This is a genomic window from Pseudomonas sp. MH10 (assembly GCF_034353045.1).
Lineage (GTDB): Bacteria > Pseudomonadota > Gammaproteobacteria > Pseudomonadales > Pseudomonadaceae > Aquipseudomonas.
Map to the genome: position 1 here is coordinate 197,626 of NZ_CP133783.1, position 23,237 is coordinate 220,862.

The window sequence follows — 23,237 nt, forward strand, 5'->3', positions numbered from 1 at the left end:
CGTTGTGCGATTCGTTGATGAGAATGATCGATGCGTGACTTGAGTGAGCAAGAACAGTTCTGGCAGGGCGACTTTGGTGATCAGTACGTGGGGCGCAACCAAGGCCAGCCGCTGACCGCTGCCAACCTGGCGTTATTCGCCAAAGCGCTGGCACGCACGTCGCGGCTGAACAGTCTGTTGGAGCTGGGCACCAATACAGGCAATAACTTGCTGGCGCTGCATCAGTTATTTCCGAACTGCGTCTTGCAGGGCGTCGAGATCAACGCACAGGCTCAGGCCTACGCTCAAGCGCTGGGCATTGGAGATGTCTGGCACGGTTCGTTGTTCGACTATCCCCGTCAACGAACTTTCGACCTGACGCTGAGCAAAGGCGTGCTGATTCACTTGGCGCCTGAGTTACTGCCGGCGGCCTATGCGCAACTGCATGCCCTAAGCCAGCGTTACATTCTGATCGGCGAATACTACAACCCGGTGCCGGTTGAAGTGGCTTATCGCGGCAACGCCGGCAAGTTGTTCAAGCGTGATTTCGCCGGTGAAATGCTTGACTGTTACCCGGATCTGCAACTGCTGGATTACGGCTTCAGTTACCACCGCGATCCGCAATTTCCCACGGACGACATCAACTGGTTTCTGCTGGAAAAACGCCTATGACAGCGGTGGCGATAATCCCGGCCCGGGGCGGCAGCAAACGGATTGCGCGCAAGAATCTCAAGCTGTTCAACGGCGAACCGATGATCGTCTGGTCGATACGCGCCGCGCTTAAATACGGGTTGTTCGATCAGGTTGTGGTTAGTACGGATGACGATGAAATTGCAGCGATAGCCAGGGCGAATGGAGCGCAGGTGCCATTCATCCGCCCGGCACGTCTGGCTGATGATTTCACGGGCACGGCAGCGGTGATCGTTCACGCCCTAACCACGCTTCAGGAGCAAGGCCAGCGCTTCGAGTATGCGTGCTGCATTTATGCCACCGCGCCGTTACTGCAAGCCCGCTACCTGGCTGAAGGATTGACCCTCCTGAAGCAGCACCCCGAAAAATCCTACGCCTTTTCAGTGTGCGGTTTTGGTTTCGCCGTGCAACGGGCTTTAGGTTTGACCGAGGAGGGCGCCTTGCAATCGATGTATCCGCAATTCCGGGAAACCCGCTCGCAAGATTTGCCCGTGGCCTATCAAGACGCCGGGCAATTTTATTGGGGGCGTAGCGAGGCGTGGCTGCGTGGCGATGTGTTGTTTTCCGAGCAAAGTCTGCCGGTTATCCTGCCTCGGCATTTGGTTCAGGACATCGACAACGAAGAAGACTGGACTCGGGCTGAATACCTTTACGCCGCCTTGCTTGCGGGCGGGGAGCTGGCGCCGTGAACGTCCTGATTCGAGCCGACGCGTCCCATGCCATTGGCAGCGGCCATATTGCGCGCTGCCTAACCTTGGCAACGGTGTTGCGCAACAGCGGCGCGCAGGTCAGCTTTGCCTGCCGTTTATTGCCAGGGCATCTACTCGACCGGCTAGCCGCTCAAGGGTGGCGCACCTACGGCTTGCCAGCGGCGTATGCCGAAACGTCCGATGCCGGACAAAACATTGAAGCTGCATTGCCCTGGCAGGTCGATATCGCAGCGCTGCAACAGGTGTTGCCAGTGGATGAGCGCTTCGATTGGATCATCGTCGATCATTACGGCCTGGACCATCAGTGGCAGACCGCAGCGCGGCAATGGGGATTAAAAATTGCGGCCATCGATGACTTGGCCAATCGCCGTCACGCTGCGGATTTACTGCTCGACCAGAATTTCAGCGGCACACCCGAGGCGTACGATCCCTGGACTACCCCCGCATGCCGATGCTTATTGGGTCCACGCTTTGCGATGATTCGTGACGAGTTCAAGCGCCCCCCGGTACCGATTCGGGCGCAGGCTAAGCGGATTCTGGTGAATTTCGGCGGCTTCGATGCAGCGGGTGAGACCTGGAAAGCCATGTTGGCGCTTGTCGACTTTCATGAGCTGGAGATTGATTTTGTCGCTGGCACCGGCAACCCAAAAGGGGCGTCGATGCAGGCCATGGCGAGCACTCGGCCGACGTGGCGCTTTCAAGCTCACACGGAACACTTTGCTGAGCTGATGGCGCAAGCCGACCTGTTTATCGGCGCGGGCGGCGGTACCAGTTGGGAGCGCGCGGCGTTGGGATTGCCGACAGTTTGCATTGCCGTGGCGGCTAATCAACGGGCCAACGCCGAAGCCTTGGCCACGATTGGCGCGCATTTATATCTAGGGCCGAGTGAAGACGTTTCTGTCGGGGCGTTGCGGGATGCCATCGGTGTGCTGCTGACCAATCAAGGTATACGCCAGAGCTTCGCTGAGCGCTCCCGTCAGTTGGTCGATGGCCAAGGCGCAAGGCGCGTTGCGGCCGCGCTGGAAGGCGAGTTTCTGCAGATGCGTTTGGCAACCGTGGCCGACGCTCGTTTATTATTCGACGGACGCAATGCAGAGGCCGTTCGCCAATGGTCTGTGCAAGCGCAACCCATCGGCTGGGATGTTCACCTTGCGTGGTTGGCAGCCACGCTCAACAACGCTCAGCGATTATTGTTGATTGCCGAAGCGAGCGACCGGCCGGTAGGGGTCTTGCGTTATGACCTCGCTGGCGGTCGAGCCGAAGTGTCGGTCTATTTGCTCTACGGGCGCTTTGGTCTTGGTTGGGGCAGGGCGTTGTTGCTAAAAGGCGAACAGTTCGTCCGGGCGCATTGGCCTCAATTACACACCATTGACGCTCAGGTATTGCCCGCCAATAAAGCGTCAATTTGTCTGTTTCAAGAGGCCGGGTATGTTCAAGCCGACTGCCGCTTCGAGCGCGCTTTAAGGGATCATTCAGATGACTAGCTTCAAGATTGGCCAGCGTTCGATTGGCGCGGGCTCGGCGCCCTTTATCATCGCCGAGATGAGCGGCAACCATAACCAGTCATTAGAGGTCGCGCTGCAGATTGTCGAGGCGGCGGCCAAGGCCGGCGCTCATGCCCTGAAACTGCAAACCTACACCGCCAACACCATGACCCTGGACCTTGATCACGGCGAGTTCTTCATCAAGGATCCCGATAGCCTGTGGGCCGGTTCCTCGCTTTATGCACTGTACGAAAAAGCCCATACGCCCTGGGAATGGCACGCGCCGATTTTCGCCCGGGCCAAAGCGCTGGGTATGCTGGCGTTCTCGACGCCCTTCGATGAAAGTGCTGTGGACTTCCTGGAAAGCCTGGATGTTCCGGCCTACAAAATCGCCAGTTTTGAAAACACCGATTTGCCGTTGATTCGCCGCGTGGCTGCCACCGGTAAACCGATGATTATGTCTACCGGCATGGCCAGCGTTGCCGAGTTGGACGAAAGCGTCCGTGCTGCCCGTGCGGCCGGGTGCAAAGACTTGATACTGCTCAAATGCACCAGCACTTACCCCGCTTCGCCAGTGAACAGCCACCTGCGGACGATTCCACACTTGCGCGAACTGTTCGGGTGCGAAGTGGGGCTGTCCGATCACTCCATGGGCGTGGGCGTGTCCGTTGCGGCGGTGGCGCTCGGGGCAACTGTGATTGAAAAACACTTCACCCTCGACCGTTCTGCGGGCGGGGTTGATGCCAGTTTCTCGTTGGAACCGGCGGAGTTGGCCAGCCTGGTGATTGAGACCGAGCGTGCCTGGCAGGCCATGGGGCAGGTGCATTACGGGGTGACGGAGGCTGAGCGCAAGTCGCTGGTTTATCGTCGGTCGCTATATGTCACTCAGGACATGGCGGCGGGTGAGGTGTTCAGCGCCCACAATTTTCGGGCCATCCGTCCCGGCCTTGGATTAGCGCCCAAACACAGCGACGCGGTCATCGGTCGGCGTGCCAGACAGGCGTTGAAACGGGGTACTCCGCTGGACTGGTCGATGGTCGAATAACGGCTTGTGTCGATGATTCGGCAAAATAGAGTGACCTGTGAGTCATAACGCGCATCTTCACTGTATTGTATTGACCGGGGATGACGGCGCCTGGCTCCTTAACGGGTCCAGTGATTGCCTTTTACTCTCTCTCGTTGTCGCTCCTTGGGACGACATAATCTCTGATTGAAAGCCCCCTCGACATTCGCGAGTGGTGGTATTCAGCAGCACATGATTGGGAAGCCATAATGATTGGCATAAAAAGCATAGCGAGTTACGTGCCCGTAGCCGGCGTCGATAACTACGCACAAGGTGCCAAGTTCGATAAGAACGAAGACTTCATCCTCGGCAAGATTGGCTCTGCCTTTCTGCCGCGCAAAGAGGCTGAGCAAGAAACCTCGGATCTGTGCGTTGAGGCGGTGAACGCGTTGTTTGCGAACAACCCGGATCTCAAGCGCGAATCCATTGATGTACTGATCGTCGTTACCCAGAACGGTGACGAAGAAGGCCTACCCCACACGGCGGCCATCGTTCAGGACAAGCTGGGGTTGCCCACCACCGTCGCCGCCTTCGATATTTCCCTCGGCTGCTCGGGTTACGTCTACGGCATCTACGCGATCAAAGGCTTCATGGAAGCCACGGGCATGAAAAACGGCCTGCTGGTGACTGCTGACCCGTATTCGAAAATTGTCGACCCGCAAGACCGCAACACCACCATGCTGTTCGGTGACGCGGCCACCGCGACCTGGATAGGCGAAGACGCGGCGTGGCAGTTGGGCAAGGCCAAGTTTGGTACCGACGGCTCGGGCGCACCGCACCTGAAGGTCAGCAACGGCGTGTTTTTCATGAACGGCCGTCAAGTGTTCAATTTCGCGTTGGTAAAAGTCCCGGCGCATTTGCATGAACTGCTCGACGAGTCCGGCCTGACAGGCGACGACATTGACGCTTACTGCATTCACCAAGGCAGTGCGGCCATTGTCGATGCCGTGGCACGGCGCTTCGAAGGCGAGCCAGAAAAATTCATCAAGGACATGCTTGAGACCGGGAACACCGTGTCGTCGAGTATTCCGCTGTTGTTAGAGAAGCATGTATTGAATTCAACCTGGAAACGCGTGGCAATCAGCGGTTTCGGGGTGGGCTTGTCGTGGGGATCGGCGATTCTCCACCGCCCGTAAAGGCAGCCGACAGCTAAGTGGCGCTTCAGGTGAAGTAACCTGAAGCGCTATTTTTTTGCGCAGGGTTTGAGCGAGGCCGCATGAGCGAATGTTTTCAGCAAAATGCCACAGTCCTGGGTCGTCGTTGGCCGACGGTGTTGTCCCGCCTAGTAGCCGAAGAGGGTGAGGCATTGCAGATTGAGTGGGTGCAAGGGCTGGACTCAACCCTGAGAACCGGCGGCATCCAACTGACCAGTCGTCATGACCGCGACGCTGAGGCGCGGCTTCAGGCTGCCATCCTTACTGTTGAAAGTCCGCTGTTGCACGTTTATGGCACCGGCCTAGGCGATCTGCAACGGGTGTTGCTTGAGCGTCCAGCCCTTGAGCGTTTACACGTCCATATCCTCAATGGCGGGCTGTTCAAGCGGGTGCTTGAACTGCTCGACCAAACGGCATGGCTGAATGATCCTCGGGTAGCGCTTTGCTACGCGGCTGACTGCCCGGATATCCAGTTGCCGTTCTTTGCGTTGCCGGGTGAACTCGAGTTGGCGGATGGGCTAAATGCCAGAATTCGCGATCGGCTGATCAGCGAAGTGCACTTGAGCTTCAATAACCGCCATTTCGACCCGCAGGCTCCTGAGATCCTCCAGCGTTTGCAGGACAACCTTGAATGCGTGCGCGGTGATGCGGACGTCGCTGAGCTTTTCGCTACGCAGCCGGGGCGTGAGGTTTACGTGATCGGCACCGGGCCAACCCTGGAATTGCACTTTGAAAAGCTCTTGGCTCTCCGTGCGCAGTCGCCGCGACCGCTGTTCATCAGCGTTGATACGGCCTATCGGCCGTTGCTGGAGCACGGCATCAAGCCGGACCTGGTGGTCACCGTCGATAAAAACATCACGCTGCGGCATTTGCCGCTAGAGGGCTCAGACGATCTGCCGCTGGTCTACGTGCCCATGAGCAACCCAAGCGTAGTGCAGGGCTGGCGAGGGAAGCGCTACACCGCCTATTCCGCCAGCCCGATCTATGCCGAACTGCGCCAACAGCTCAGCAAAGCACAACTCAATGTGGGCGGCAGCGTGATGCACCCGGCGGTGGACCTGGCGGTGAAAATGGGGGCCACACAGATCACTTTGTTCGGTGCCGACTTCGCCTTTCCAATGAATAAAACCCATGCGGGTTGGAATGACGGTGATTTGGGCCCCGGTGCGGACCTGGCCAAACATTGGGTGCTCGATGGTCATGGGCAACGGGTCAAGACGCAACTCAACTTCCGTGGTTACCTGATCGTGCTAGAGCGCTACATTGCCGCACATCCCGACGTGCGCTTCTTCAACAGCAGTCGGGCGGGCGCCATGATCGCGGGCACTGCCTACGACCCGGAGTTTTGCCAATGAACCCTGCGCCAGAGTTGACCCTGGCAGCGCGCCAGTGCGCTGGGCTGTTTCGATTGGGACGGGATGTCGAGGCGGTGTCTGAGATGGTCGAGCTGTTTACCCGGCTGATGCCGCTGTTTTCTGAAGAGCCGGCCGAAGTGCAACAGGAATGGCTGCGGTTGCTGACAGTGATGTTGGCCTGCCAGGAGGCGCGCGACGTACTGGGGCTGGCGGATTATCTCGAATGTGAACTCGTTGAATTGTTGGGGTCACGTCCCTGAATTTCTGTGCCGTACCCAAACGCCTGAATCTGAGGAGCCAACGTGTTGGCGAGAAGGCTTGACGCGGTTGCCAGATACGCCGCCTCGCCAAAAAGTTGTTATCTACAGTAGCTCGGCCAGCCGAAAATTTTCGGCATTCATGAATGTCTGAATGTCTGAATGTCTGAATGGCTTGATGCGACCATCGATCAGTGTCGATCAGCTCACCTTCCCCACATTTCTTCCCTCTTTTCTTATATTTTTTCGCCAAAAAATAAATCCTTATAAAATCGCTGCTTATAACTTAAATGCCCTACATATGTCGGGTATTGGTGCTTGCTAATATCCAAACAGTCTTAAAAAGCACATTAAAGCCACTTGTAATTTTTCCGATAACCATTTGTAGGCGTTCAGGGCAAGCCGGATGCAGCCCGCTTTTGAGCGCCAGCAATCTTTATTGAGAGGAATTCACCATGGCTTTAACCATTAACACCAACACTGCTTCGTTGTCGGTTCAGAACAGCCTGAGCCAGAGCTCTGATTCGGTGAACACCACCATGTCGCGTTTGTCTTCCGGCTTGCGCATTAATAGCGCTAAAGACGATGCCGCCGGTATGCAGATTGCGAGTCGCCTAACCACACAAATCAGAGGCATGACCGTTGCCATCCGAAACGCTGGCAACGCCATCTCTATCGCCCAAACCGCCGAAGGGGCGATGGACAAATCAGCCAGCCAGTTGCAGCGGATGCGCGAGTTAACGATTCAGTCTCAAAACGGCAATAACGGTCCCAAAGAGCGCATCGCTCTTAATGCCGAGTTCAAACAAAATCTGGAGGAACTCACCCGGGCTTCTAAGTCTGTGACCTTCGGTGGCGATTTGAACGTAATGGACGGCAGTGCGGGCACCTTGACCTTTCAAGTCGGGGCTAACGCAGGTTCTAACGAGAAGATCAGTCTCTCGCTGTCCGACGACTTTTCCTCAGAGTCATTATTTGTGGCGGCTAAAAATGTGGCCGCTGTCCAGGAGGACGCTACCACCACCGGTTCTAAAGCCATCGTGGCGGGTGAGTACACAGCGTTTTCAATCGACGGGAAAGGCAGTCGCAAGACCACTGGCGATGAGGTGCTGGAGGCCGCCGTTGCTGATAAAACCATAGCGTTGGACCTCTTAAAGGAAGAGCTGGCCGCGTTGCCCATGCCGCCCGCGCCAGCCGTTACCCCGCCTGGCGGCACCCCCCCTGCGCCTGACCCAGCCGCAGTTGCCTATGAGGCGAAGTTAGCCGAAGTCGCAGCTGCCCAAGAGGAGAAGAACGTGGCCGACGCAGCACTAAAAGTTGACCTGGACAAGAAGAAGCCCTTAATCGACAAGGCCATTTCCGACAACCTGGATTCAACCCTCAAAGCAATCGACGCGGCGCTGCAAAAAATCAACAGCGCCCGCGCCGAGTTGGGGGCCAAGCAAAACCGCCTGACCAGCACCATCTCGAACCTGACCAACATGGTGCATAACGCGACGTTTTCTCGGGGGCAGATCCAGGATGTCGACTACGCCGCAGAGACTGCCGAACTCACTAAGCAACAAATTCTGCAACAAGCTTCCACGGCGATTTTGGCCCAGGCCAATCAATTGCCGGCGGCGATTCTGAAGTTGCTGCAGTAAACAAAACGCCTTCGGGCAGCTGCCACCCTGACGTCCTTTTGGGATGTCAGGCCTCAAAAGATTGGGAATTGATGGTTTGAACCGGTAATGGACAACGAGGAACAAAGCCCTGCAACCCCCGACAACTGTAGGGATGTCAGGGTAATGGCAATTTTTTTTAAAAAAGCCCTCAAGCTCCGTGCGGTTACGACGATAACCATCATGAAGGTTCTCTAGCCATCCCGGCGGTTGCCAGGGCCGGAAGCCGCAATAACCAATCGATGAGGAATTCATTATGTTAGGCGTAAACACAAACATTGCTTCCCTGGCGGTTCAGAACAACCTGAACAGAGCGTCTGACGCACTGACCACTTCGATGACTCGTTTGTCCTCCGGCCTGAAAATCAACAGCGCTAAAGATGACGCAGCCGGCCTGCAGATCGCTAACCGCGAAACCAGCCAAATCCGCGGCCAAACCGTAGCGATCAAAAACGCTAACGACGGTATTTCGATGGCGCAAACCGCTGAAGGCGCGCTGCAAGAATCAACCAACATTCTGCAACGTATGCGTGAACTGTCAGTTCAATCACGAAACGACAGTAACAGCAGCTCAGACCGTGTGGCCCTGAACGCTGAATTCGGTCAAATGTCTGACGAATTGACCCGTATCTCTGCAAGCACCAGCTTGAACGGCAAGAACTTGCTGGACGGCTCGGCCGGTACATTGACCCTGCAGGTCGGTTCTAACACCGGTTCGGCTAACCACATTAGCTTGGCATTGGGTGGTAAGTTCGACGCTTCATCGCTGGCAGTTGCCAGTGCTTCAGTATCTGTTTCGGGTACTTCGGATACTCAAGCGATCGCTGGGGTAACGGGTCAGGCTTCTGCAGCTTCAGCTGGCTCCACCGCATCTACTGCATCCGTTGCTTCGGATGCTAGCCACCCTACCGGTCAGGCTTCAGCTGCTGCAACTACAGGGACAGCTTCTGTCGCTTATGTCGCTTCTGTAGCGTCTGCTCCATCTGTTGCCGGTACCGCTAGCGGCAACATCGACAACGCGATCACCGCGATCGATGCTGCATTGGCAACCATCAACAGCACCCGTGCAAACCTGGGTGCTTCGCAGAACCGTCTGTCCAGCACCATCGCCAACCTGCAAAACGTAAACCAGAACGCCACGGCTGCACTGGGTCGTATTCAAGACACTGACTTCGCATCTGAAACGGCTAACCTGACTAAACAGCAAACGCTGCAACAGGCCTCTACCGCTGTTCTGGCCCAAGCTAACCAACTGCCTTCCGCTGTACTGAAACTGCTTCAGTAATTTCGGAAAGAGTTTTAGCGGGGGAGCGCGTTTACGTGCTTTCTCGCTTTTTTGCTTTTAGAGGAGGTGATGGACATGGATATGAGCGCCAAGCTGAACTCGACTTACCCGACGCCCGTGCCCGTTACGACGGCTGCTGCCAAGCCCGCTGCGCCGCCTCCGGTTGCTACTCCTGCTACAACTGTTGCGGCAATGTCGGCAGACAAAAGCACGGACGCAGACAAATTGAAGTTGGCCGTCCAACAGATCGAGAAATTCGTGGATGCCGCCAAGCGCAACCTGGAGTTTTCCATCGATGAGCGCTCGGGTAAGGTGGTAGTTAAGGTGATCGCCAGTGAAACCGGCGAAGTTATTCGGCAGCTTCCTTCGGCAGAGGTGCTGAAATTGGCAGACAGCATGAAGGATGCAAGCAGCGTGCTGTTTTCAGGCAAAGCATAAAGCTGGCATGAATTGTGTTTTAAGTTCTTTTGACCGCTTAGTGGTCAAAAGACTGTCGTAAAAAAGAAAGGAGATCCACCTAATGGCAAGTCCAATTACTACCAGCACGGGCCTTGGTTCAGGCCTGGACATCGGGTCGATTGTTAATGCATTGGTTGCGTCTGACACCATAGCCGATACGACCCAGATCAAGTCTCAAACCGCCGATGTAACGGCGAAGCTGTCCGGTGTCAGCCAGCTGAACAGCGCCATGGCGACCTTCCAGACAGCTCTAACCGCTTTGAGCAGCCCCACCGCTCCAGCGTTTACCGGTTTTTCTGCCTCTTCGTCGACTCCGGCAACCTTGACCACCACGTCAGATAACACGGCAGTGAGTGGTAACTACGTGATCGCCGTGCAACAACTGGCCACCGGTTCTAAAGTCGCCAGTGCCTCTTTTTCTGGCGGTGCTACCAGTGCCATTCCGACTGGGACCTTGAACATCAGTCAAAATGGCACTTCGTACAAAGTCACTATTCCAGACGGCTCGACGTTGCAGTCAACCCGCGATGCGATCAACACGGCACTCAAAGGTAACGGGATTACCGCCAACATCGTGACGGACGCCAATGGCTCGCGTCTGGTGTTGGGCTCTACCAATACCGGTGCTGGCAGCGACCTCAGCGTCAGCGGTATTGCGGGCCTTGAAATCAACGGCACTACGGCAATGGACGGCACCTCCGGCAGCGCTGGTTATGTCGGGGCTGTTGCTCAGAATGCGAAGTTTACCGTCGACGGTTTGGCGGTGAGCAGCGCCAGCAACACCGTGACCCCTATCAGCGGCATCAGTATGACGCTGCTGGCGGGGGCAGGCGCAACCTCTACGGTGACCGTTGCGACCAACACCTCGGGGCTGCAGACATCCCTGCAAACCTTCATCAATGCCTACAATGCATTGACCAAAACCCTCAATACGCTAACGGCGCCTGGTGCCATCGCGGCTAACGGCACAGTGGGCGATGGCGGGGCGATGGCGAACGACCCGTTGCCACGCTCATTGATTTCTTCTCTTCGCAGTGTGCTGGTGACGCCTGGGCCGGGCAGTCAATTGTCGGTGCTCTCGCAGTTGGGTATTCAGACTTCGCAGGCGGACGGGACCTTGAGTTTGGACACCGTCAAGTTTGCGTCGGCAATGAATGACAAAAACCTGGGCGGGCAAGTCCAGGCCCTGTTTTCTGGCACACCCAATGCCGATGGCACGGCTGGTGCCAACGGTATGCTGGTGCGCATGGGAAAGATCCTCACGCCCTATACCCAGTCCGGCGGCATTCTGGCAACGCGTACCTCCACCTTGACTGCCCAGCAAAGTGACCTGACGGATCGGCAGACTGCGCTGAACACGCGGACCGCCGACCTGACGACTCAACTGACGGCGAAGTACAACGCGATGGATTTGATTGTGGGACAGCTCAAAGCTACCGCGACCAGCATCACTTCGTTCTTTGCATCGTTGAATGGGTCAAAAACAGGCTAACTGAGATCGATAAAAAAACCCGGCTGCGCTTGTCTGCATGCCGGGTTTTTCATTCCAGGTCTAAAGTTTCAGTGTGTTGCGTCGATAGCCTGTTATACGAATTTTGAGATTTTATGAGGCAGAACATGAACCCGATGTTAGCTCTACGGCAGTATCAGAAAATTGGTGCGCAGGCTCAAACGTCTGAAGCCAGCCCGCACCGCTTGGTGCAAATGCTGATGGAAGGCGGCCTGGACCGTATTGCTCAAGCCAAGGGCGCCATGGAGCGCAAAGACATACCAGGCAAGGGCACGCTGATCAGCAAAGCCATCGGCATCATCGGTGGCTTGCGCGAAGGCCTGGACATGCACAACTTGGCGGACACCCTGACCGCTCAAGACAATCTGTACATGTACATGATGACCCGCCTGGCCGAAGCCAATATAAAAGATGACCCAAAAATTCTCGACGAAGTCAGTGACCTGTTGCGCACGGTCAAAGATGGCTGGGATGCGATTGCGGTCTAATTGCCTGCTGTTCTGAGGAAAGCACCATGAGTCTTGCATTGCAGCGTATCGAAGAAACCCGTGAAGCCTTAGTCGGTGCGCTGGCAGAGCGCGACTGGAATGCTATCGGTCAATTGGACCTGGCGTGCCGCGCCTGTGTCGATGACGTAATCAGCGAAAGTCCGCTCGACGAAACGGCAGTGCGCAGTAATTTGGAAGAGTTGCTAGGGGTTTATCGCCAACTGCTTGAGGTCGCCACGGGTGAGCGCCAAGCGATAGTCGATGAGATGTCGCAGATCCAGCATGCCAAAAACGCGGCAAAGGTTTACCATCTGTTCGGTTAACGCTGGGTGGATCAAAAGCAGTGCGCCATAAATTTGACATTGTATGGCTTTTTGACTTAACTAGTGATGCTTACCATTTTCTGGCGTCTAATTTGCCGTATGGGCTATAGATGCCAAGCTGCCTTATTTCATGGGCATTGAGTTGACTAGGGAAGTTGCTATTGCATGTGGCGTGAAATCAAGATTCTGCTGATTGATGACGATAGCCAACGCCGCCGTGATATGGCGGTTATTTTAAATTTTCTCGGCGAAGAAAATTTGGCCTGTTCAAGCCAGGAGTGGCAGCAGGTGGTTACTCCTCTGGCCTCGACCCGTGAAGTGCTATGCGTGCTGGTTGGCGCAGTCAGCGCGCCGGGGACCCTTCAAGGATTGCTTAAGACAATCGCCGCGTGGGATGAGTTCCTTCCAGTCATGTTAATGGGTGAAGTCTGTTCCGTTGACCTGCCGGATGATCTGCGCCGGCGTGTCTTGTCTTCCCTGGAAATGCCCCCGAGCTACAGCAAGTTGCTGGACTCTCTGCACCGTGCGCAGGTCTATCGTGAAATGTACGATCAGGCCCGTGAGCGCGGTCGTCATCGTGAACCGAACCTGTTTCGCAGCCTCGTGGGTACCAGCCGCGCGATTCAGCATGTTCGGCAAATGATGCAGCAAGTCGCGGACACCGACGCCAGCGTCCTGATCCTCGGGGAATCCGGCACCGGCAAGGAAGTGGTCGCGCGTAATTTGCACTATCATTCCAAGCGTCGTGATGCGCCGTTCGTGCCGGTCAATTGCGGTGCGATTCCCGCCGAGTTGCTCGAAAGCGAGTTGTTCGGCCATGAGAAGGGTGCGTTTACCGGGGCGATCACCAGCCGTGCCGGGCGCTTTGAACTGGCCAATGGCGGTACGTTGTTCCTCGATGAAATTGGCGACATGCCGCTGCCGATGCAGGTCAAGCTGCTGCGCGTGCTGCAAGAGCGTACCTTCGAACGCGTTGGCAGCAACAAGACTCAAAGTGTTGACGTGCGAATCATCGCTGCGACGCACAAGAATCTTGAAAGCATGATTGAGGTCGGCACGTTCCGTGAGGACCTTTACTACCGCCTGAACGTTTTCCCAATCGAAATGGCCCCACTGCGTGAGCGCGTAGAAGACATTCCGTTGTTGATGAACGAGTTGATCTCGCGCATGGAGCACGAAAAACGTGGCTCGATCCGCTTTAACTCGGCCGCCATCATGTCGCTTTGCCGCCATCCTTGGCCGGGTAACGTGCGTGAACTGGCAAACCTTGTTGAGCGCATGGCGATCATGCACCCGTACGGTGTGATTGGCGTTGTTGAGTTGCCGAAGAAATTTCGCTACGTCGATGATGAAGACGAGCAATTGGTCGACAGCCTGCGCAGCGACCTGGAGGAGCGGGTGGCGATCAATGGCCACACGCCGAATTTTGGTTCTAGCGCGCTGTTGCCGCCTGAAGGTCTGGACCTCAAGGACTATTTGGGTGGGCTTGAGCAGGGCTTGATTCAGCAGGCATTGGACGACGCCAATGGCATCGTGGCCCGTGCCGCTGAAAGACTGCGTATTCGCCGCACCACGCTGGTGGAAAAGATGCGTAAGTACGGCATGAGCCGCCGTGAGGGTGATGAGCAGGCAGATGATTGACGCCCGGATTTTCGCCTGATAACTAAACCCCTGAATATTCAGGGGTTTTTTTTAGGCACGGGTATTGCTACGTCAGTGGCTACACACCGTTTAATGACGGTTCGCCATGCGAGAGATCACTATGCCCCAGGCCGCTCTGTTGTCTTCTGCCGTTCCTCTCGGAGCGCAGCCCTCTCTAGAAGAAGAGAGTCGGGCTGGTCTTGAGCAGGCGTTCTCGCTGTTCAATCAGATGTCGAACCAGTTAAGTGACTCTTACAGCTTGCTCGAAGCGCGGGTCGCCGAGCTTAAAGGCGAGCTGGCCGTTGTCAGTGCGCAACGGATGCAGGAGCTGGCCGAGAAAGAGCTGCTGGCCAACCGCTTGCAAAACCTGTTGTCGTTATTGCCCGGTGGCGTAATCGTCATCGACGACCACGGTCGAGTGCGTGAAGCCAACCCGGCGGCTTGCGATTTGTTGGGCGAACCCCTGGCGGGCGAGCTGTGGTGGCGAGTGATCGGGCGCTGTTTCGCGCCGCGTGACGATGACGGTCATGAAGTCTCGCTCAAAGACGGGCGGCGGCTGTCGATTGCTACGCGTTCACTCGACGCCGAGCCAGGGCAGTTAGTGCTGTTGACTGACCTTACTGAAACCCGTCACTTGCAGGAACAGCTGGCTCGCCATGAGCGCCTGTCATCGTTGGGCCGAATGGTTGCCTCGTTGGCGCATCAAATTCGCACGCCGCTGTCCGCCGCGTTGATCTACGCCAGTCATTTGACTGAACAAGAGTTGCCGGTGGCGACTCAACAGCGGTTCGCTGGCCGCTTGAAAGAGCGTTTGCACGAGCTTGAGCATCAGGTGCGCGACATGCTGGTGTTTGCTCGCGGTGAGCTGCCGATGACCGACCGCCTTGCGCCGCAGCAATTGTTTCAAGCCTTGCAGGCGTCGGCCCAGACTCAGGTACGAGAGATGCCGGTGCGCTGGCAATGCGATCCGCTTGAGGGCGAATTACTCTGCAATCGCGACACCTTGGTGGGTGCACTGCTCAACCTGATTGAAAACGCGATCCAAGCCAGTGCCGGTAAGGCCCGCTTGAAAATACACCTATACGGGCGCGGCGATACCCTTCGCGTGTGCATCAGTGATAACGGCAGCGGTATTGATGCCGCGGCATTGGCACGGATTGGCGAGCCGTTTTTCACCACCAAAGCGACCGGTACCGGTTTGGGCTTGGCGGTTGTCAATGCAGTGACGCGTGCGCATCAGGGGCAGTTACAGTTTCGCTCCCGTCCGGGCCGTGGCACTTGCGCGATTATTTCCCTGCCATTGATACCCGCTGCCAACGTTACAGGCCTCAACTGATGGCGATCAAAGTATTACTGGTCGAAGATGACCCGTCGCTGCGTGAAGCATTGGGCGAAACCCTGTTGCTGGCCGGTCATGATTTTCGCGCGGTCGGTTCTGCCGAGGAAGCGCTGGAGGCGGCGGCCGAAGAGCTGTTCAGTTTGGTGGTCAGTGACGTCAACATGCCGGGCATGGATGGCCACCAGTTGCTGACTGCCCTGCGCAGTCGCCATCCGCAGTTGCCGGTGTTGTTGATGACAGCGCACGCGGCGGTTGATCGGGCTGTGGATGCTATGCGTCAGGGCGCGGTGGACTATTTGGTCAAGCCGTTCGAGCCCAAAGCGCTGATGGAGCTGGTTGCGCGTCATGCATTGGGCCGCCCTGGACCGGTCGACGGCGAAGGTCCGGTGGCGGCCGAACCGGCCAGCGCGCAATTGCTGGATTTGGCGGCGCGGGTGGCGCGCAGTGATTCGACGGTACTGATTTCTGGTGAATCCGGTACCGGCAAAGAAGTGCTGGCACGCTACATACATCAGCAATCGACCCGCGCCACCAAACCGTTCATTGCGATCAATTGCGCGGCGATCCCGGACAACATGCTTGAGGCGACCTTGTTCGGGCATGAAAAAGGCTCGTTCACTGGCGCAATCGCCGCCCAAGCGGGCAAATTCGAACAGGCAGACGGCGGCACCATTCTGCTCGACGAAATTTCGGAAATGCCGTTGGGTCTGCAAGCCAAGCTGCTGCGAGTGCTGCAAGAGCGAGAAGTTGAGCGCGTGGGTGCGCGCAAACCCATCGCCTTGGATATTCGCGTGCTGGCCACCACCAACCGCGATCTGGCCGGTGAAGTGGCGGCCGGGCGGTTTCGGGAAGACCTTTACTACCGGATTTCGGTGTTTCCGTTGGCATGGCGCCCATTGCGCGAGCGGACCGCCGACATTCTGCCACTGGCTGAACGCTTGCTGTCTAAACACGTCAATAAAATGAAACATGCTGCCGTTAGATTGTCGGCAGAGGCTCAAGCCTGCCTCATCGGCTACCCGTGGCCGGGCAATGTGCGTGAGTTGGACAACGCGATTCAACGCGCATTGATCTTGCAGCAGGGTGGCGTCATTCAAGCGCAAGACTTCTGTTTGGCCGGGCCGATAGCGGCCTTGCCTCTGCCTGCGTTGGGCGTACCCACTCAGCCACTGCTGGTCGCAGCGGCGCGCGCGCCGTTGGAAGGTTCACTGCCCGACGCCCCGGCAAGCGAATCTGCCGGCGCCTTAGGTGATGACCTGCGGCGCCGTGAGTTTCAAATGATTATCGACACCCTGCGCGCCGAGCGTGGGCGTCGCAAAGAAGCGGCCGAACGGCTGGGCATCAGCCCTAGAACCTTGCGTTATAAATTGGCGCAGATGCGTGATGCCGGGATGGATGTCGAGGCTTATTTGTTTGCTTGAAGTAAAAAGAAGGCCTGTTTGCCAGGCCTTGGTCTACCGCGCCAGGCGGCGGAAATTCAGCCCCTGCACAGATAGCTACGCATCTTAACCCCTCGTCGCTGCATTCTATGTCAAAATGCCAGCACTCAGCTGGCACCCTTGTTGCTATGTCATAGATAACCGCTTAACGAGTGTCAAAAATCTGCGGCCCTTTTGAGAGAAACGTCATGAGCCAAGGTGTTGAATTTAATCGCTTGATGTTGGACATGCGCTCCATGCAAATGGACGCCATGTCGATGCCGAAGGCTGCAGGCACTCCCGCTGTGGGCACCAGTAGCTTTGCGGACATGCTCGGTCAGGCGGTCAACAAGGTGAACGATACCCAGCAGGCTTCCAGCCAATTGGCGAGCGCGTTCGAAGTCGGAAAAAGCGGTGTAGACCTCACCGACGTGATGGTCTCCTCGCAGAAAGCCAGCGTTTCGTTCACCGCGCTGACCCAGGTTCGCAACAAGCTGGTTCAGGCGTATCAAGACATCATGCAGATGCCGGTTTAAGGACGATTTGAGTCATGGCTGAACCAGTCGGCGACAACCTGCCCGCTAAGTCGGGCGCCGCTTCGGGCAAGTCGCCTTTGTTCGGTTTGTCATTTCTGGAGAACCTTGCCGAAATGACCATGCTGCGGCAGGTCGGCCTCATGGTCGGTCTGGCAGCCAGTGTGGCGATTGGTTTTGCTGTGGTGCTCTGGTCGCAGCAGCCCGATTACAAGCCGCTTTATGCCAGCCTTGCAGGCATGGACACCAAACAAGTCATGGAAACCCTGTCCGCAGCGGACATTCCATACACCGTTGAGCCAAGCTCCGGTGCCTTGTTGGTCAAGTCCGACGATCTGCAGCGCGCCCGGATCAAGTTAGCCGGCGCCGGTGTTGCGCCAAGCGACGGTAACGTCGGCTTCGAAATTCTCGACAAAGACCAAGGGTTGGGTACCAGCCAGTTCATGGAAGCCACGCGTTATCGGCGCGGCCTTGAAGGTGAATTGGCGCGGACCATCTCTAGCTTGAACAACGTCAAAGGTGCGCGGGTGCATCTGGCGATTCCAAAAAGCTCGGTGTTCGTTCGTGATGAGCGCAAGCCAAGCGCGTCGGTATTGATCGAGTTGTACGCGGGCCGTTCATTGGAGCCAGGCCAAGTGCTGGCGATCATGAACTTGGTGGCGACCGCCGTTCCTGAATTGAGCAAGTCGCAAATCACCGTGGTCGATCAGAAGGGCACACTGTTGTCCGATCAGAACCAGAACTCCGAATTGAGCATGGCCGGCAAGCAGTTTGATTACAGCCGCCGGATGGAAAGCATGCTGACCCAGCGCGTGCAAAGCATTCTGCAACCGATTTTGGGCAATGACCGTTACAAGGCAGAAGTGACGGCTGACGTTGATTTCAGCGCTGTTGAATCGACTGCTGAAAGCTTCAACCCCGATCAACCTGCCTTGCGCAGTGAGCAATCAGTCAACGAACAGCGCACGTCCAGTTCAGGGCCGTCGGGGGTTCCAGGTGCCTTGAGCAACCAGCCGCCGGGTCCGGCGACTGCGCCACAAAGTGCGGGTGCGGCGAGCAGTTCCGCCACCGCGTCGATTCAGCCAGGCCAGCCGTTGCTCGATGCGAACGGCCAGCAAATCATGGACCCGACGACGGGCCAGCCAATGCTCGCGCCGTACCCGGCAGACAAACGACAACAGTCCACCAAGAACTTCGAGCTGGACCGTTCCATCAGCCATACCAAGCAGCAGCAGGGTCGGGTTAATCGTTTGTCGGTGGCCGTGGTCGTGGACGATAAATCCAGGATTGACGCCAAGACCGGCGACGTCACCCACATCCCGTGGAATGCCGATGAGCTGGCGCGCTTTACCCGATTAGTGCAAGACGCGGTGGGTTTCAACGCCAGTCGTGGCGACAGCGTAAGCGTGGTCAACGTGCCATTCGCACCTGATCGTGGCGAAGTGATTCCTGACATAGCGTTCTATTCGCAGCCATGGTTCTGGGACATTGTTAAACAAGTGCTGGGTGTGTTGTTCATCCTGGTCTTGGTATTTGGTGTTCTGCGCCCGGTACTCAACAACATTACCAGCGGTAAGAGCCGGCAGATGCTCGGCTCTGAGGGCGATGTTGAACTCGGTGGCATGGGCGGACTGGGTGGCGAATTGGCCAACGACCGCGTAAGCCTCGGTGGACCGCAGAGCATCATGCTGCCTAGCCCGACCGAAGGTTATGACGCGCAATTGAATGCGATCAAGAGTCTGGTGGCTGAAGACCCGGGTCGCGTGGCTCAGGTCGTGAAAGAGTGGATTAATGCAGATGAGTGAAACTCGAGCGCTTCCCACCAAATTGACCCGGGTTGATAAGGCCGCGATTTTATTGCTCTCCCTCGGTGAAACCGACGCCGCACAAGTGCTCCGGCACATGGGGCCAAAAGAGGTTCAGCGGGTCGGTGTTGCCATGGCGCAAATGCGCAATGTGCACCGCGAAGAAGTCGAACTGGTCATGAGCGAGTTCGTTGAAATCGTCGGCGACCAAACCAGCCTGGGCGTCGGTGCCGACGGTTACATTCGCAAAATGCTCACCCAAGCCCTGGGCGAAGACAAGGCCAACGGCCTCATCGACCGGATCCTGCTTGGCGGCAACACCAGCGGCCTGGACAGCCTTAAATGGATGGAGCCCCGCGCCGTTGCCGACGTGATTCGTTACGAACACCCGCAGATTCAAGCGATCGTGGTGGCGTATCTGGACCCGGACCAAGCCGGTGAAGTGCTGGGTCATTTCGATCAGAAAGTGCGGTTGGACATCATTCTGCGGGTATCCTCGCTCAATACCGTTCAGCCTGCGGCCCTGAAAGAGCTGAACCAGATTCTGGAGAAACAGTTCTCCGGTAATTCCAACGCAGCGCGCACCACCTTGGGCGGTATCAAGCGTGCTGCCGATATCATGAACTTCCTCGACAGTTCGGTGGAAGGTCAGTTGATGGACGCGATCCGCGAAGTCGATGGCGAATTGTCGACGCAGATCGAAGACTTGATGTTCGTCTTCAACAACCTGTCCGATGTTGACGACCGTGGTATACAGGCATTGCTGCGCGAAGTGTCTTCCGATGTGCTGGTGTTGGCGCTCAAAGGCTCCGACGAAGCGATCAAGGAAAAGATTTTCAAGAACATGTCCAAGCGCGCCGCCGAATTGTTGCGCGACGATCTCGAAGCCAAAGGCCCGGTGCGCGTCAGCGACGTAGAAACCGCGCAGAAAGAAATCCTCACCATCGCTCGCCGTATGGCCGAAGCCGGAGAAATCGTTCTCGGTGGCAAGGGCGGCGAAGAAATGATCTGAGGACCGACACATGTTTAGTCCGAAAAAAGAAGCACCCAGCGAACTGATTCGCGCCAAGGACGTGGGCGGCTTCGATATTTGGTCGCTGCCCAGCTTCGACCCGTATCAAGAGCCACCGCCAGAGCCAGAACCAGCTCTGGAAACCCCGGCCGAGATGGAAGAAGTGCCGCTGGACGAAGTTCAGCCGCTGACCCTCGAAGAGTTGGAAGGTATTCGTCAGGAAGCCTATAACGAGGGCTTTGCAACCGGCGAGAAAGAAGGTTTTCACAGCACCCAACTTAAGGTTCGTCACGAAGCTGACGTAGCCTTGGCTGGCAAGCTGGCCAGTCTTGAGCGCTTGATGACGCACTTGCTTGAACCCATCGCCGAGCAGGATTCGCAGATTGAAAAATCCCTGATCGAACTGGTCGGTCATATCACCCGTCAGGTCATTCAGCGTGAACTGGTCACCGACTCCAGCCAAATCGGCCGGGTCTTGCGTGACGCCTTGAAGTTGTTGCCCATGGGGGCGCAAAACATTCGGATTTTCATCAATCCTCAAGATTTCTCGCAAGTCAAAGCCTTGCGCGAGCGCCACGAAGAAACCTGGCGCATCGTTGAGGACGATACCCTGGAGGCCGGAGGCTGTCGGGTTGAAACTGAATACAGTCGCATCGACGCCACCATTGAAACCCGTATTTCCCAAGCACTGGCGAAGATGTTTGACCAGTTGCACGATCAAGCGCTGCACCCGGCAGCACCCGACCTGAGTGTTGATCTCGACGCGGTGCCAGCAGTTGCCGCTGTTGTGCCGTCCGCCGCCGAGCCGTCCGTTGAACCCGTGATTAAAAAAGAAGCCGCCGATGCACCTTGAGCGGACCAGCTTTAGTAAGCGCCTGAGTTCCTACACCGAAGCCATCGAATTGGCGGCTCAACCGGTGGTGGAAGGACGTTTGTTGCGCATGGTTGGCTTGACCTTGGAAGCTGAAGGTTTACGCGCCGCCATGGGCAGCCGTTGCGTGGTGATCAACGACGACAGCCACCACCCGGTGGAGGTCGAAGCTGAGGTCATGGGGTTTTCCGGTTCTAAAGTATTTTTGATGCCTGTCGGCAGCGTCGCGGGTATTGCGCCCGGTGCCCGGGTCGTCCCGTTGGCCGATACCGGTCGTTTGCCCATGGGCATGGGCATGCTCGGTCGTGTGCTCGATGGCGCCGGGCGTGCGCTCGACGGCAAGGGCGGCATGAAAGCTGAAGATTGGGTGCCGATGGATGGCCCCACCATCAATCCGCTCAAGCGCGACCCCATTAGCCAACCGTTGGACGTCGGCATTCGCAGCATCAACGGATTATTGACGGTCGGCCGTGGCCAACGCCTAGGATTGTTTGCGGGTACCGGCGTCGGTAAAAGTGTCCTGCTAGGCATGATGACGCGCTTTACCGAGGCCGACATCATCGTGGTTGGGCTGATCGGCGAGCGCGGTCGTGAGGTCAAAGAATTCATCGAGAATATTCTCGGCGAAGAAGGCCTTAAGCGTTCAGTGGTAGTGGCTTCCCCTGCGGACGATGCGCCGCTGATGCGGATGCGGGCAGCCATGTATTGCACGCGGATCGCTGAATACTTCCGCGACAAGGGTAAAAATGTCCTGCTGTTGATGGACTCATTGACTCGATTTGCTCAGGCCCAGCGTGAAATCGCGTTAGCCATTGGTGAGCCGCCCGCGACCAAAGGCTATCCGCCCTCGGTGTTTGCCAAACTGCCTAAGCTGGTGGAGCGTGCCGGTAATGCCGAGGCGGGTGGCGGTTCGATCACTGCGTTTTATACCGTATTGTCCGAGGGCGATGATCAACAAGATCCCATCGCGGATGCGGCGCGGGGCGTGCTCGACGGGCACATCGTGTTGTCCCGGCGGTTGGCCGAAGAGGGTCATTACCCGGCCATCGATATCGAAGCGTCCATCAGTCGGGTCATGCCTTCGGTGGTCACACCAGAACATATGCAGCAGGCGCAGCACTTCAAACAGCTGTGGTCACGCTATCAGCAGAGCCGTGATTTGATCAGTGTGGGCGCCTACGTGGCCGGCGGTGACCGTGAAACCGACATGGCAATCTCGCTGCAGCCCACCCTGGTGCGGTACCTGCGCCAAGGGCTGAATGACAATGAAAGCCTGCAAGAAAGCGGCGCGCGGCTGGCGGCAGTGTTCAACCCTATCGCCGGCGGCGGTTAGTCATGGCTCAGCCCCGTGCAGTGCGTCTGGCACCGGTGGTCGACATGGCGGAAAAAGCCGAGCGTGCGGCGGTTCAGCGGCTCGGGCATTTTCAAGGACAGGTCAAGCTGGCAGAAACCAAGCTTGGCGACCTTGAGCGTTTCCGTACTGACTATCAAATGCAGTGGATCGAAAAGGGCGCCACCGGCGTCTCCGGCCAGTGGCTGATGAACTACCAAAACTTCCTTAATCAACTGGAAACGGCGGTCTCTCAACAACGGCAAAGCCTGAGCTGGCACCAAACGAACCTCGACAAAGCGCGCGGCGCCTGGCAGCAGTGTTATGCGCGGGTCGAAGGCCTTCGCAAACTGGTTCAACGTTACATCGACGAGGCCCGGCAACTGGAAGACAAGCGTGAGCAAAAACTGCTCGACGAATTGTCCCAGCGGTTGCCCCGCCATGATTTTCTATAAGCGCCAGGTTCGTTAGTGCCGCCAAATAAGGAATTTGCTGCACGGTCATTAGAAATGCTAAAAACCTTTCTGCACTGTGCCCTTCGTTGACCCAAGGAATTCACACATGTCCGTTACTTCCGACCTCTCCCGCGACGGGGAAGAGCTGACCATTACCATCATCGGCCGCTTTGACTTCGCAGCGCACCAAGATTTTCGGAGTGCTTATGAAGGGGCCCAAGGAATCCCCCGGCGTTTTGTGGTCGACCTCAAAGGCACGAGTTACCTAGACAGTTCAGCACTGGGTATGTTGCTGCTGCTGCGCGACCATGCGGGCGGAGAAAACTCGAAGATAAGCCTGATCAACTGCAACAAGGACGTGGACACCATTCTGACCATCTCCAACTTTTCCAAACTCTTCACGATCGGCTGACCG

Annotated in this window: 23 protein-coding genes; all 23 read left to right on the forward strand. The window is 56.9% G+C overall.

Features of this window, described 5'->3' with window-relative positions; genetic code table 11:
- Positions 1–30 precede the first annotated feature (30 nt).
- The 23 genes from RHM59_RS00870 (at position 31) to RHM59_RS00980 (ending at position 23,234) form a co-directional block, all read left to right on the forward strand.
- Positions 31–651 (forward strand): pseudaminic acid biosynthesis-associated methylase, encoded by a 621-nt coding sequence (locus tag RHM59_RS00870; protein ID WP_322168445.1) that lies wholly within the window; start codon positions 31–33, stop codon positions 649–651.
- A complete protein-coding gene (gene pseF, locus RHM59_RS00875) occupies positions 648–1,358 on the forward strand; it encodes a pseudaminic acid cytidylyltransferase (protein ID WP_322168447.1) in 711 nt (236 codons plus the stop codon). The genes RHM59_RS00870 and pseF overlap by 4 nt, the downstream gene beginning before the upstream one ends.
- Positions 1,355–2,863: a UDP-2,4-diacetamido-2,4,6-trideoxy-beta-L-altropyranose hydrolase gene (gene pseG / locus RHM59_RS00880; RefSeq protein ID WP_322168449.1), complete on the forward strand. Its 1,509-nt coding sequence runs from the start codon at positions 1,355–1,357 to the stop codon at positions 2,861–2,863. Before pseF ends, pseG begins: the two co-directional genes overlap by 4 nt.
- Positions 2,856–3,908 (forward strand): pseudaminic acid synthase, encoded by a 1,053-nt coding sequence (gene pseI, locus RHM59_RS00885; protein WP_322168451.1) that lies wholly within the window; start codon positions 2,856–2,858, stop codon positions 3,906–3,908. The genes pseG and pseI overlap by 8 nt, the downstream gene beginning before the upstream one ends.
- A 227-nt stretch (positions 3,909–4,135) precedes the next feature.
- Positions 4,136–5,062 (forward strand): ketoacyl-ACP synthase III, encoded by a 927-nt coding sequence (locus tag RHM59_RS00890; RefSeq protein ID WP_322168453.1) that lies wholly within the window; start codon positions 4,136–4,138, stop codon positions 5,060–5,062.
- A gap of 80 nt (positions 5,063–5,142) precedes the next feature.
- A complete protein-coding gene (locus tag RHM59_RS00895) occupies positions 5,143–6,435 on the forward strand; it encodes a motility associated factor glycosyltransferase family protein (protein WP_322168455.1) in 1,293 nt (430 codons plus the stop codon).
- Positions 6,432–6,695: a hypothetical protein gene (locus RHM59_RS00900; RefSeq protein ID WP_322168457.1), complete on the forward strand. Its 264-nt coding sequence runs from the start codon at positions 6,432–6,434 to the stop codon at positions 6,693–6,695. The genes RHM59_RS00895 and RHM59_RS00900 overlap by 4 nt, the downstream gene beginning before the upstream one ends.
- A gap of 452 nt (positions 6,696–7,147) precedes the next feature.
- A complete protein-coding gene (locus RHM59_RS00905) occupies positions 7,148–8,335 on the forward strand; it encodes a flagellin (protein ID WP_322168459.1) in 1,188 nt (395 codons plus the stop codon).
- Positions 8,336–8,606: 271 nt separating this feature from the next.
- Complete coding sequence (locus RHM59_RS00910; protein ID WP_416194788.1) at positions 8,607–9,638, forward strand: flagellin; 1,032 nt, start codon at positions 8,607–8,609, stop codon at positions 9,636–9,638.
- Positions 9,639–9,713: 75 nt separating this feature from the next.
- On the forward strand, positions 9,714–10,076 hold the full coding sequence (locus RHM59_RS00915; RefSeq protein ID WP_322168461.1) for a flagellar protein FlaG: 363 nt from the start codon (positions 9,714–9,716) through the stop codon (positions 10,074–10,076).
- An 82-nt stretch (positions 10,077–10,158) separates the two neighbouring features.
- Positions 10,159–11,589 carry a flagellar filament capping protein FliD gene (gene fliD / locus RHM59_RS00920; protein ID WP_322168463.1) on the forward strand — a complete coding sequence of 477 codons (1,431 nt, stop codon included), beginning with the start codon at positions 10,159–10,161 and terminating at the stop codon, positions 11,587–11,589.
- A 125-nt stretch (positions 11,590–11,714) separates the two neighbouring features.
- Positions 11,715–12,095 (forward strand): flagellar export chaperone FliS, encoded by a 381-nt coding sequence (gene fliS, locus RHM59_RS00925; protein ID WP_322168464.1) that lies wholly within the window; start codon positions 11,715–11,717, stop codon positions 12,093–12,095.
- A 26-nt stretch (positions 12,096–12,121) separates the two neighbouring features.
- Positions 12,122–12,418 carry a flagellar protein FliT gene (locus tag RHM59_RS00930; protein ID WP_322168466.1) on the forward strand — a complete coding sequence of 99 codons (297 nt, stop codon included), beginning with the start codon at positions 12,122–12,124 and terminating at the stop codon, positions 12,416–12,418.
- 165 nt (positions 12,419–12,583) lie between these two features.
- Positions 12,584–14,059 carry a sigma-54 dependent transcriptional regulator gene (locus RHM59_RS00935; RefSeq protein ID WP_322168468.1) on the forward strand — a complete coding sequence of 492 codons (1,476 nt, stop codon included), beginning with the start codon at positions 12,584–12,586 and terminating at the stop codon, positions 14,057–14,059.
- Between the two features lie 121 nt (positions 14,060–14,180).
- A complete protein-coding gene (locus RHM59_RS00940) occupies positions 14,181–15,395 on the forward strand; it encodes a sensor histidine kinase (RefSeq protein WP_322168470.1) in 1,215 nt (404 codons plus the stop codon).
- Positions 15,395–16,819 carry a sigma-54 dependent transcriptional regulator gene (locus RHM59_RS00945; RefSeq protein ID WP_322285747.1) on the forward strand — a complete coding sequence of 475 codons (1,425 nt, stop codon included), beginning with the start codon at positions 15,395–15,397 and terminating at the stop codon, positions 16,817–16,819. Before RHM59_RS00940 ends, RHM59_RS00945 begins: the two co-directional genes overlap by 1 nt.
- Positions 16,820–17,025: 206 nt before the next feature.
- Positions 17,026–17,352 (forward strand): flagellar hook-basal body complex protein FliE, encoded by a 327-nt coding sequence (gene fliE, locus RHM59_RS00950; RefSeq protein ID WP_322285748.1) that lies wholly within the window; start codon positions 17,026–17,028, stop codon positions 17,350–17,352.
- 14 nt (positions 17,353–17,366) lie between these two features.
- Positions 17,367–19,154 (forward strand): flagellar basal-body MS-ring/collar protein FliF, encoded by a 1,788-nt coding sequence (gene fliF / locus RHM59_RS00955; RefSeq protein WP_322285749.1) that lies wholly within the window; start codon positions 17,367–17,369, stop codon positions 19,152–19,154.
- Positions 19,147–20,166, forward strand: coding sequence for a flagellar motor switch protein FliG (fliG, locus tag RHM59_RS00960; RefSeq protein ID WP_322168478.1), 1,020 nt, complete (start codon positions 19,147–19,149; stop codon positions 20,164–20,166). The genes fliF and fliG overlap by 8 nt, the downstream gene beginning before the upstream one ends.
- A gap of 10 nt (positions 20,167–20,176) precedes the next feature.
- Entirely contained in the window at positions 20,177–21,019 is an 843-nt protein-coding gene (fliH, locus tag RHM59_RS00965; protein ID WP_322285750.1) for a flagellar assembly protein FliH, read from the forward strand.
- Complete coding sequence (fliI, locus tag RHM59_RS00970; RefSeq protein WP_322168482.1) at positions 21,009–22,370, forward strand: flagellar protein export ATPase FliI; 1,362 nt, start codon at positions 21,009–21,011, stop codon at positions 22,368–22,370. The genes fliH and fliI overlap by 11 nt, the downstream gene beginning before the upstream one ends.
- 2 nt (positions 22,371–22,372) lie before the next feature.
- Positions 22,373–22,822, forward strand: coding sequence for a flagellar export protein FliJ (fliJ, locus tag RHM59_RS00975; RefSeq protein WP_322168484.1), 450 nt, complete (start codon positions 22,373–22,375; stop codon positions 22,820–22,822).
- A gap of 106 nt (positions 22,823–22,928) precedes the next feature.
- The gene (locus RHM59_RS00980; protein WP_322168486.1) at positions 22,929–23,234 is read left to right on the forward strand and encodes an STAS domain-containing protein; all 306 of its coding nucleotides are present in this window, start codon (positions 22,929–22,931) and stop codon (positions 23,232–23,234) included.
- Positions 23,235–23,237: the final 3 nt, after the last annotated feature.

Excerpts from the sequence above, each read along its gene's own strand:
- RHM59_RS00935 (WP_322168468.1), top strand. The coding sequence starts at position 12,584 with ATGTGGCGTGAAATCAAGATTCTGCTGATTGATGACGATAGCCAACGC.
- pseI (WP_322168451.1), top strand. The coding sequence starts at position 2,856 with ATGACTAGCTTCAAGATTGGCCAGCGTTCGATTGGCGCGGGCTCGGCG.
- RHM59_RS00915 (WP_322168461.1), top strand. The coding sequence starts at position 9,714 with ATGGATATGAGCGCCAAGCTGAACTCGACTTACCCGACGCCCGTGCCC.
- RHM59_RS00930 (WP_322168466.1), top strand. The coding sequence starts at position 12,122 with ATGAGTCTTGCATTGCAGCGTATCGAAGAAACCCGTGAAGCCTTAGTC.
- fliE (WP_322285748.1), top strand. The coding sequence starts at position 17,026 with ATGAGCCAAGGTGTTGAATTTAATCGCTTGATGTTGGACATGCGCTCC.
- RHM59_RS00870 (WP_322168445.1), top strand. The coding sequence starts at position 31 with ATGCGTGACTTGAGTGAGCAAGAACAGTTCTGGCAGGGCGACTTTGGT.
- RHM59_RS00980 (WP_322168486.1), top strand. The coding sequence starts at position 22,929 with ATGTCCGTTACTTCCGACCTCTCCCGCGACGGGGAAGAGCTGACCATT.
- fliF (WP_322285749.1), top strand. The coding sequence starts at position 17,367 with ATGGCTGAACCAGTCGGCGACAACCTGCCCGCTAAGTCGGGCGCCGCT.
- pseF (WP_322168447.1), top strand. The coding sequence starts at position 648 with ATGACAGCGGTGGCGATAATCCCGGCCCGGGGCGGCAGCAAACGGATT.
- RHM59_RS00945 (WP_322285747.1), top strand. The coding sequence starts at position 15,395 with ATGGCGATCAAAGTATTACTGGTCGAAGATGACCCGTCGCTGCGTGAA.
- RHM59_RS00940 (WP_322168470.1), top strand. The coding sequence starts at position 14,181 with ATGCCCCAGGCCGCTCTGTTGTCTTCTGCCGTTCCTCTCGGAGCGCAG.
- fliJ (WP_322168484.1), top strand. The coding sequence starts at position 22,373 with ATGGCTCAGCCCCGTGCAGTGCGTCTGGCACCGGTGGTCGACATGGCG.
- RHM59_RS00890 (WP_322168453.1), top strand. The coding sequence starts at position 4,136 with ATGATTGGCATAAAAAGCATAGCGAGTTACGTGCCCGTAGCCGGCGTC.
- RHM59_RS00900 (WP_322168457.1), top strand. The coding sequence starts at position 6,432 with ATGAACCCTGCGCCAGAGTTGACCCTGGCAGCGCGCCAGTGCGCTGGG.
- fliS (WP_322168464.1), top strand. The coding sequence starts at position 11,715 with ATGAACCCGATGTTAGCTCTACGGCAGTATCAGAAAATTGGTGCGCAG.
- fliI (WP_322168482.1), top strand. The coding sequence starts at position 21,009 with ATGCACCTTGAGCGGACCAGCTTTAGTAAGCGCCTGAGTTCCTACACC.
- RHM59_RS00905 (WP_322168459.1), top strand. The coding sequence starts at position 7,148 with ATGGCTTTAACCATTAACACCAACACTGCTTCGTTGTCGGTTCAGAAC.
- fliG (WP_322168478.1), top strand. The coding sequence starts at position 19,147 with ATGAGTGAAACTCGAGCGCTTCCCACCAAATTGACCCGGGTTGATAAG.
- fliD (WP_322168463.1), top strand. The coding sequence starts at position 10,159 with ATGGCAAGTCCAATTACTACCAGCACGGGCCTTGGTTCAGGCCTGGAC.
- RHM59_RS00895 (WP_322168455.1), top strand. The coding sequence starts at position 5,143 with ATGAGCGAATGTTTTCAGCAAAATGCCACAGTCCTGGGTCGTCGTTGG.
- fliH (WP_322285750.1), top strand. The coding sequence starts at position 20,177 with ATGTTTAGTCCGAAAAAAGAAGCACCCAGCGAACTGATTCGCGCCAAG.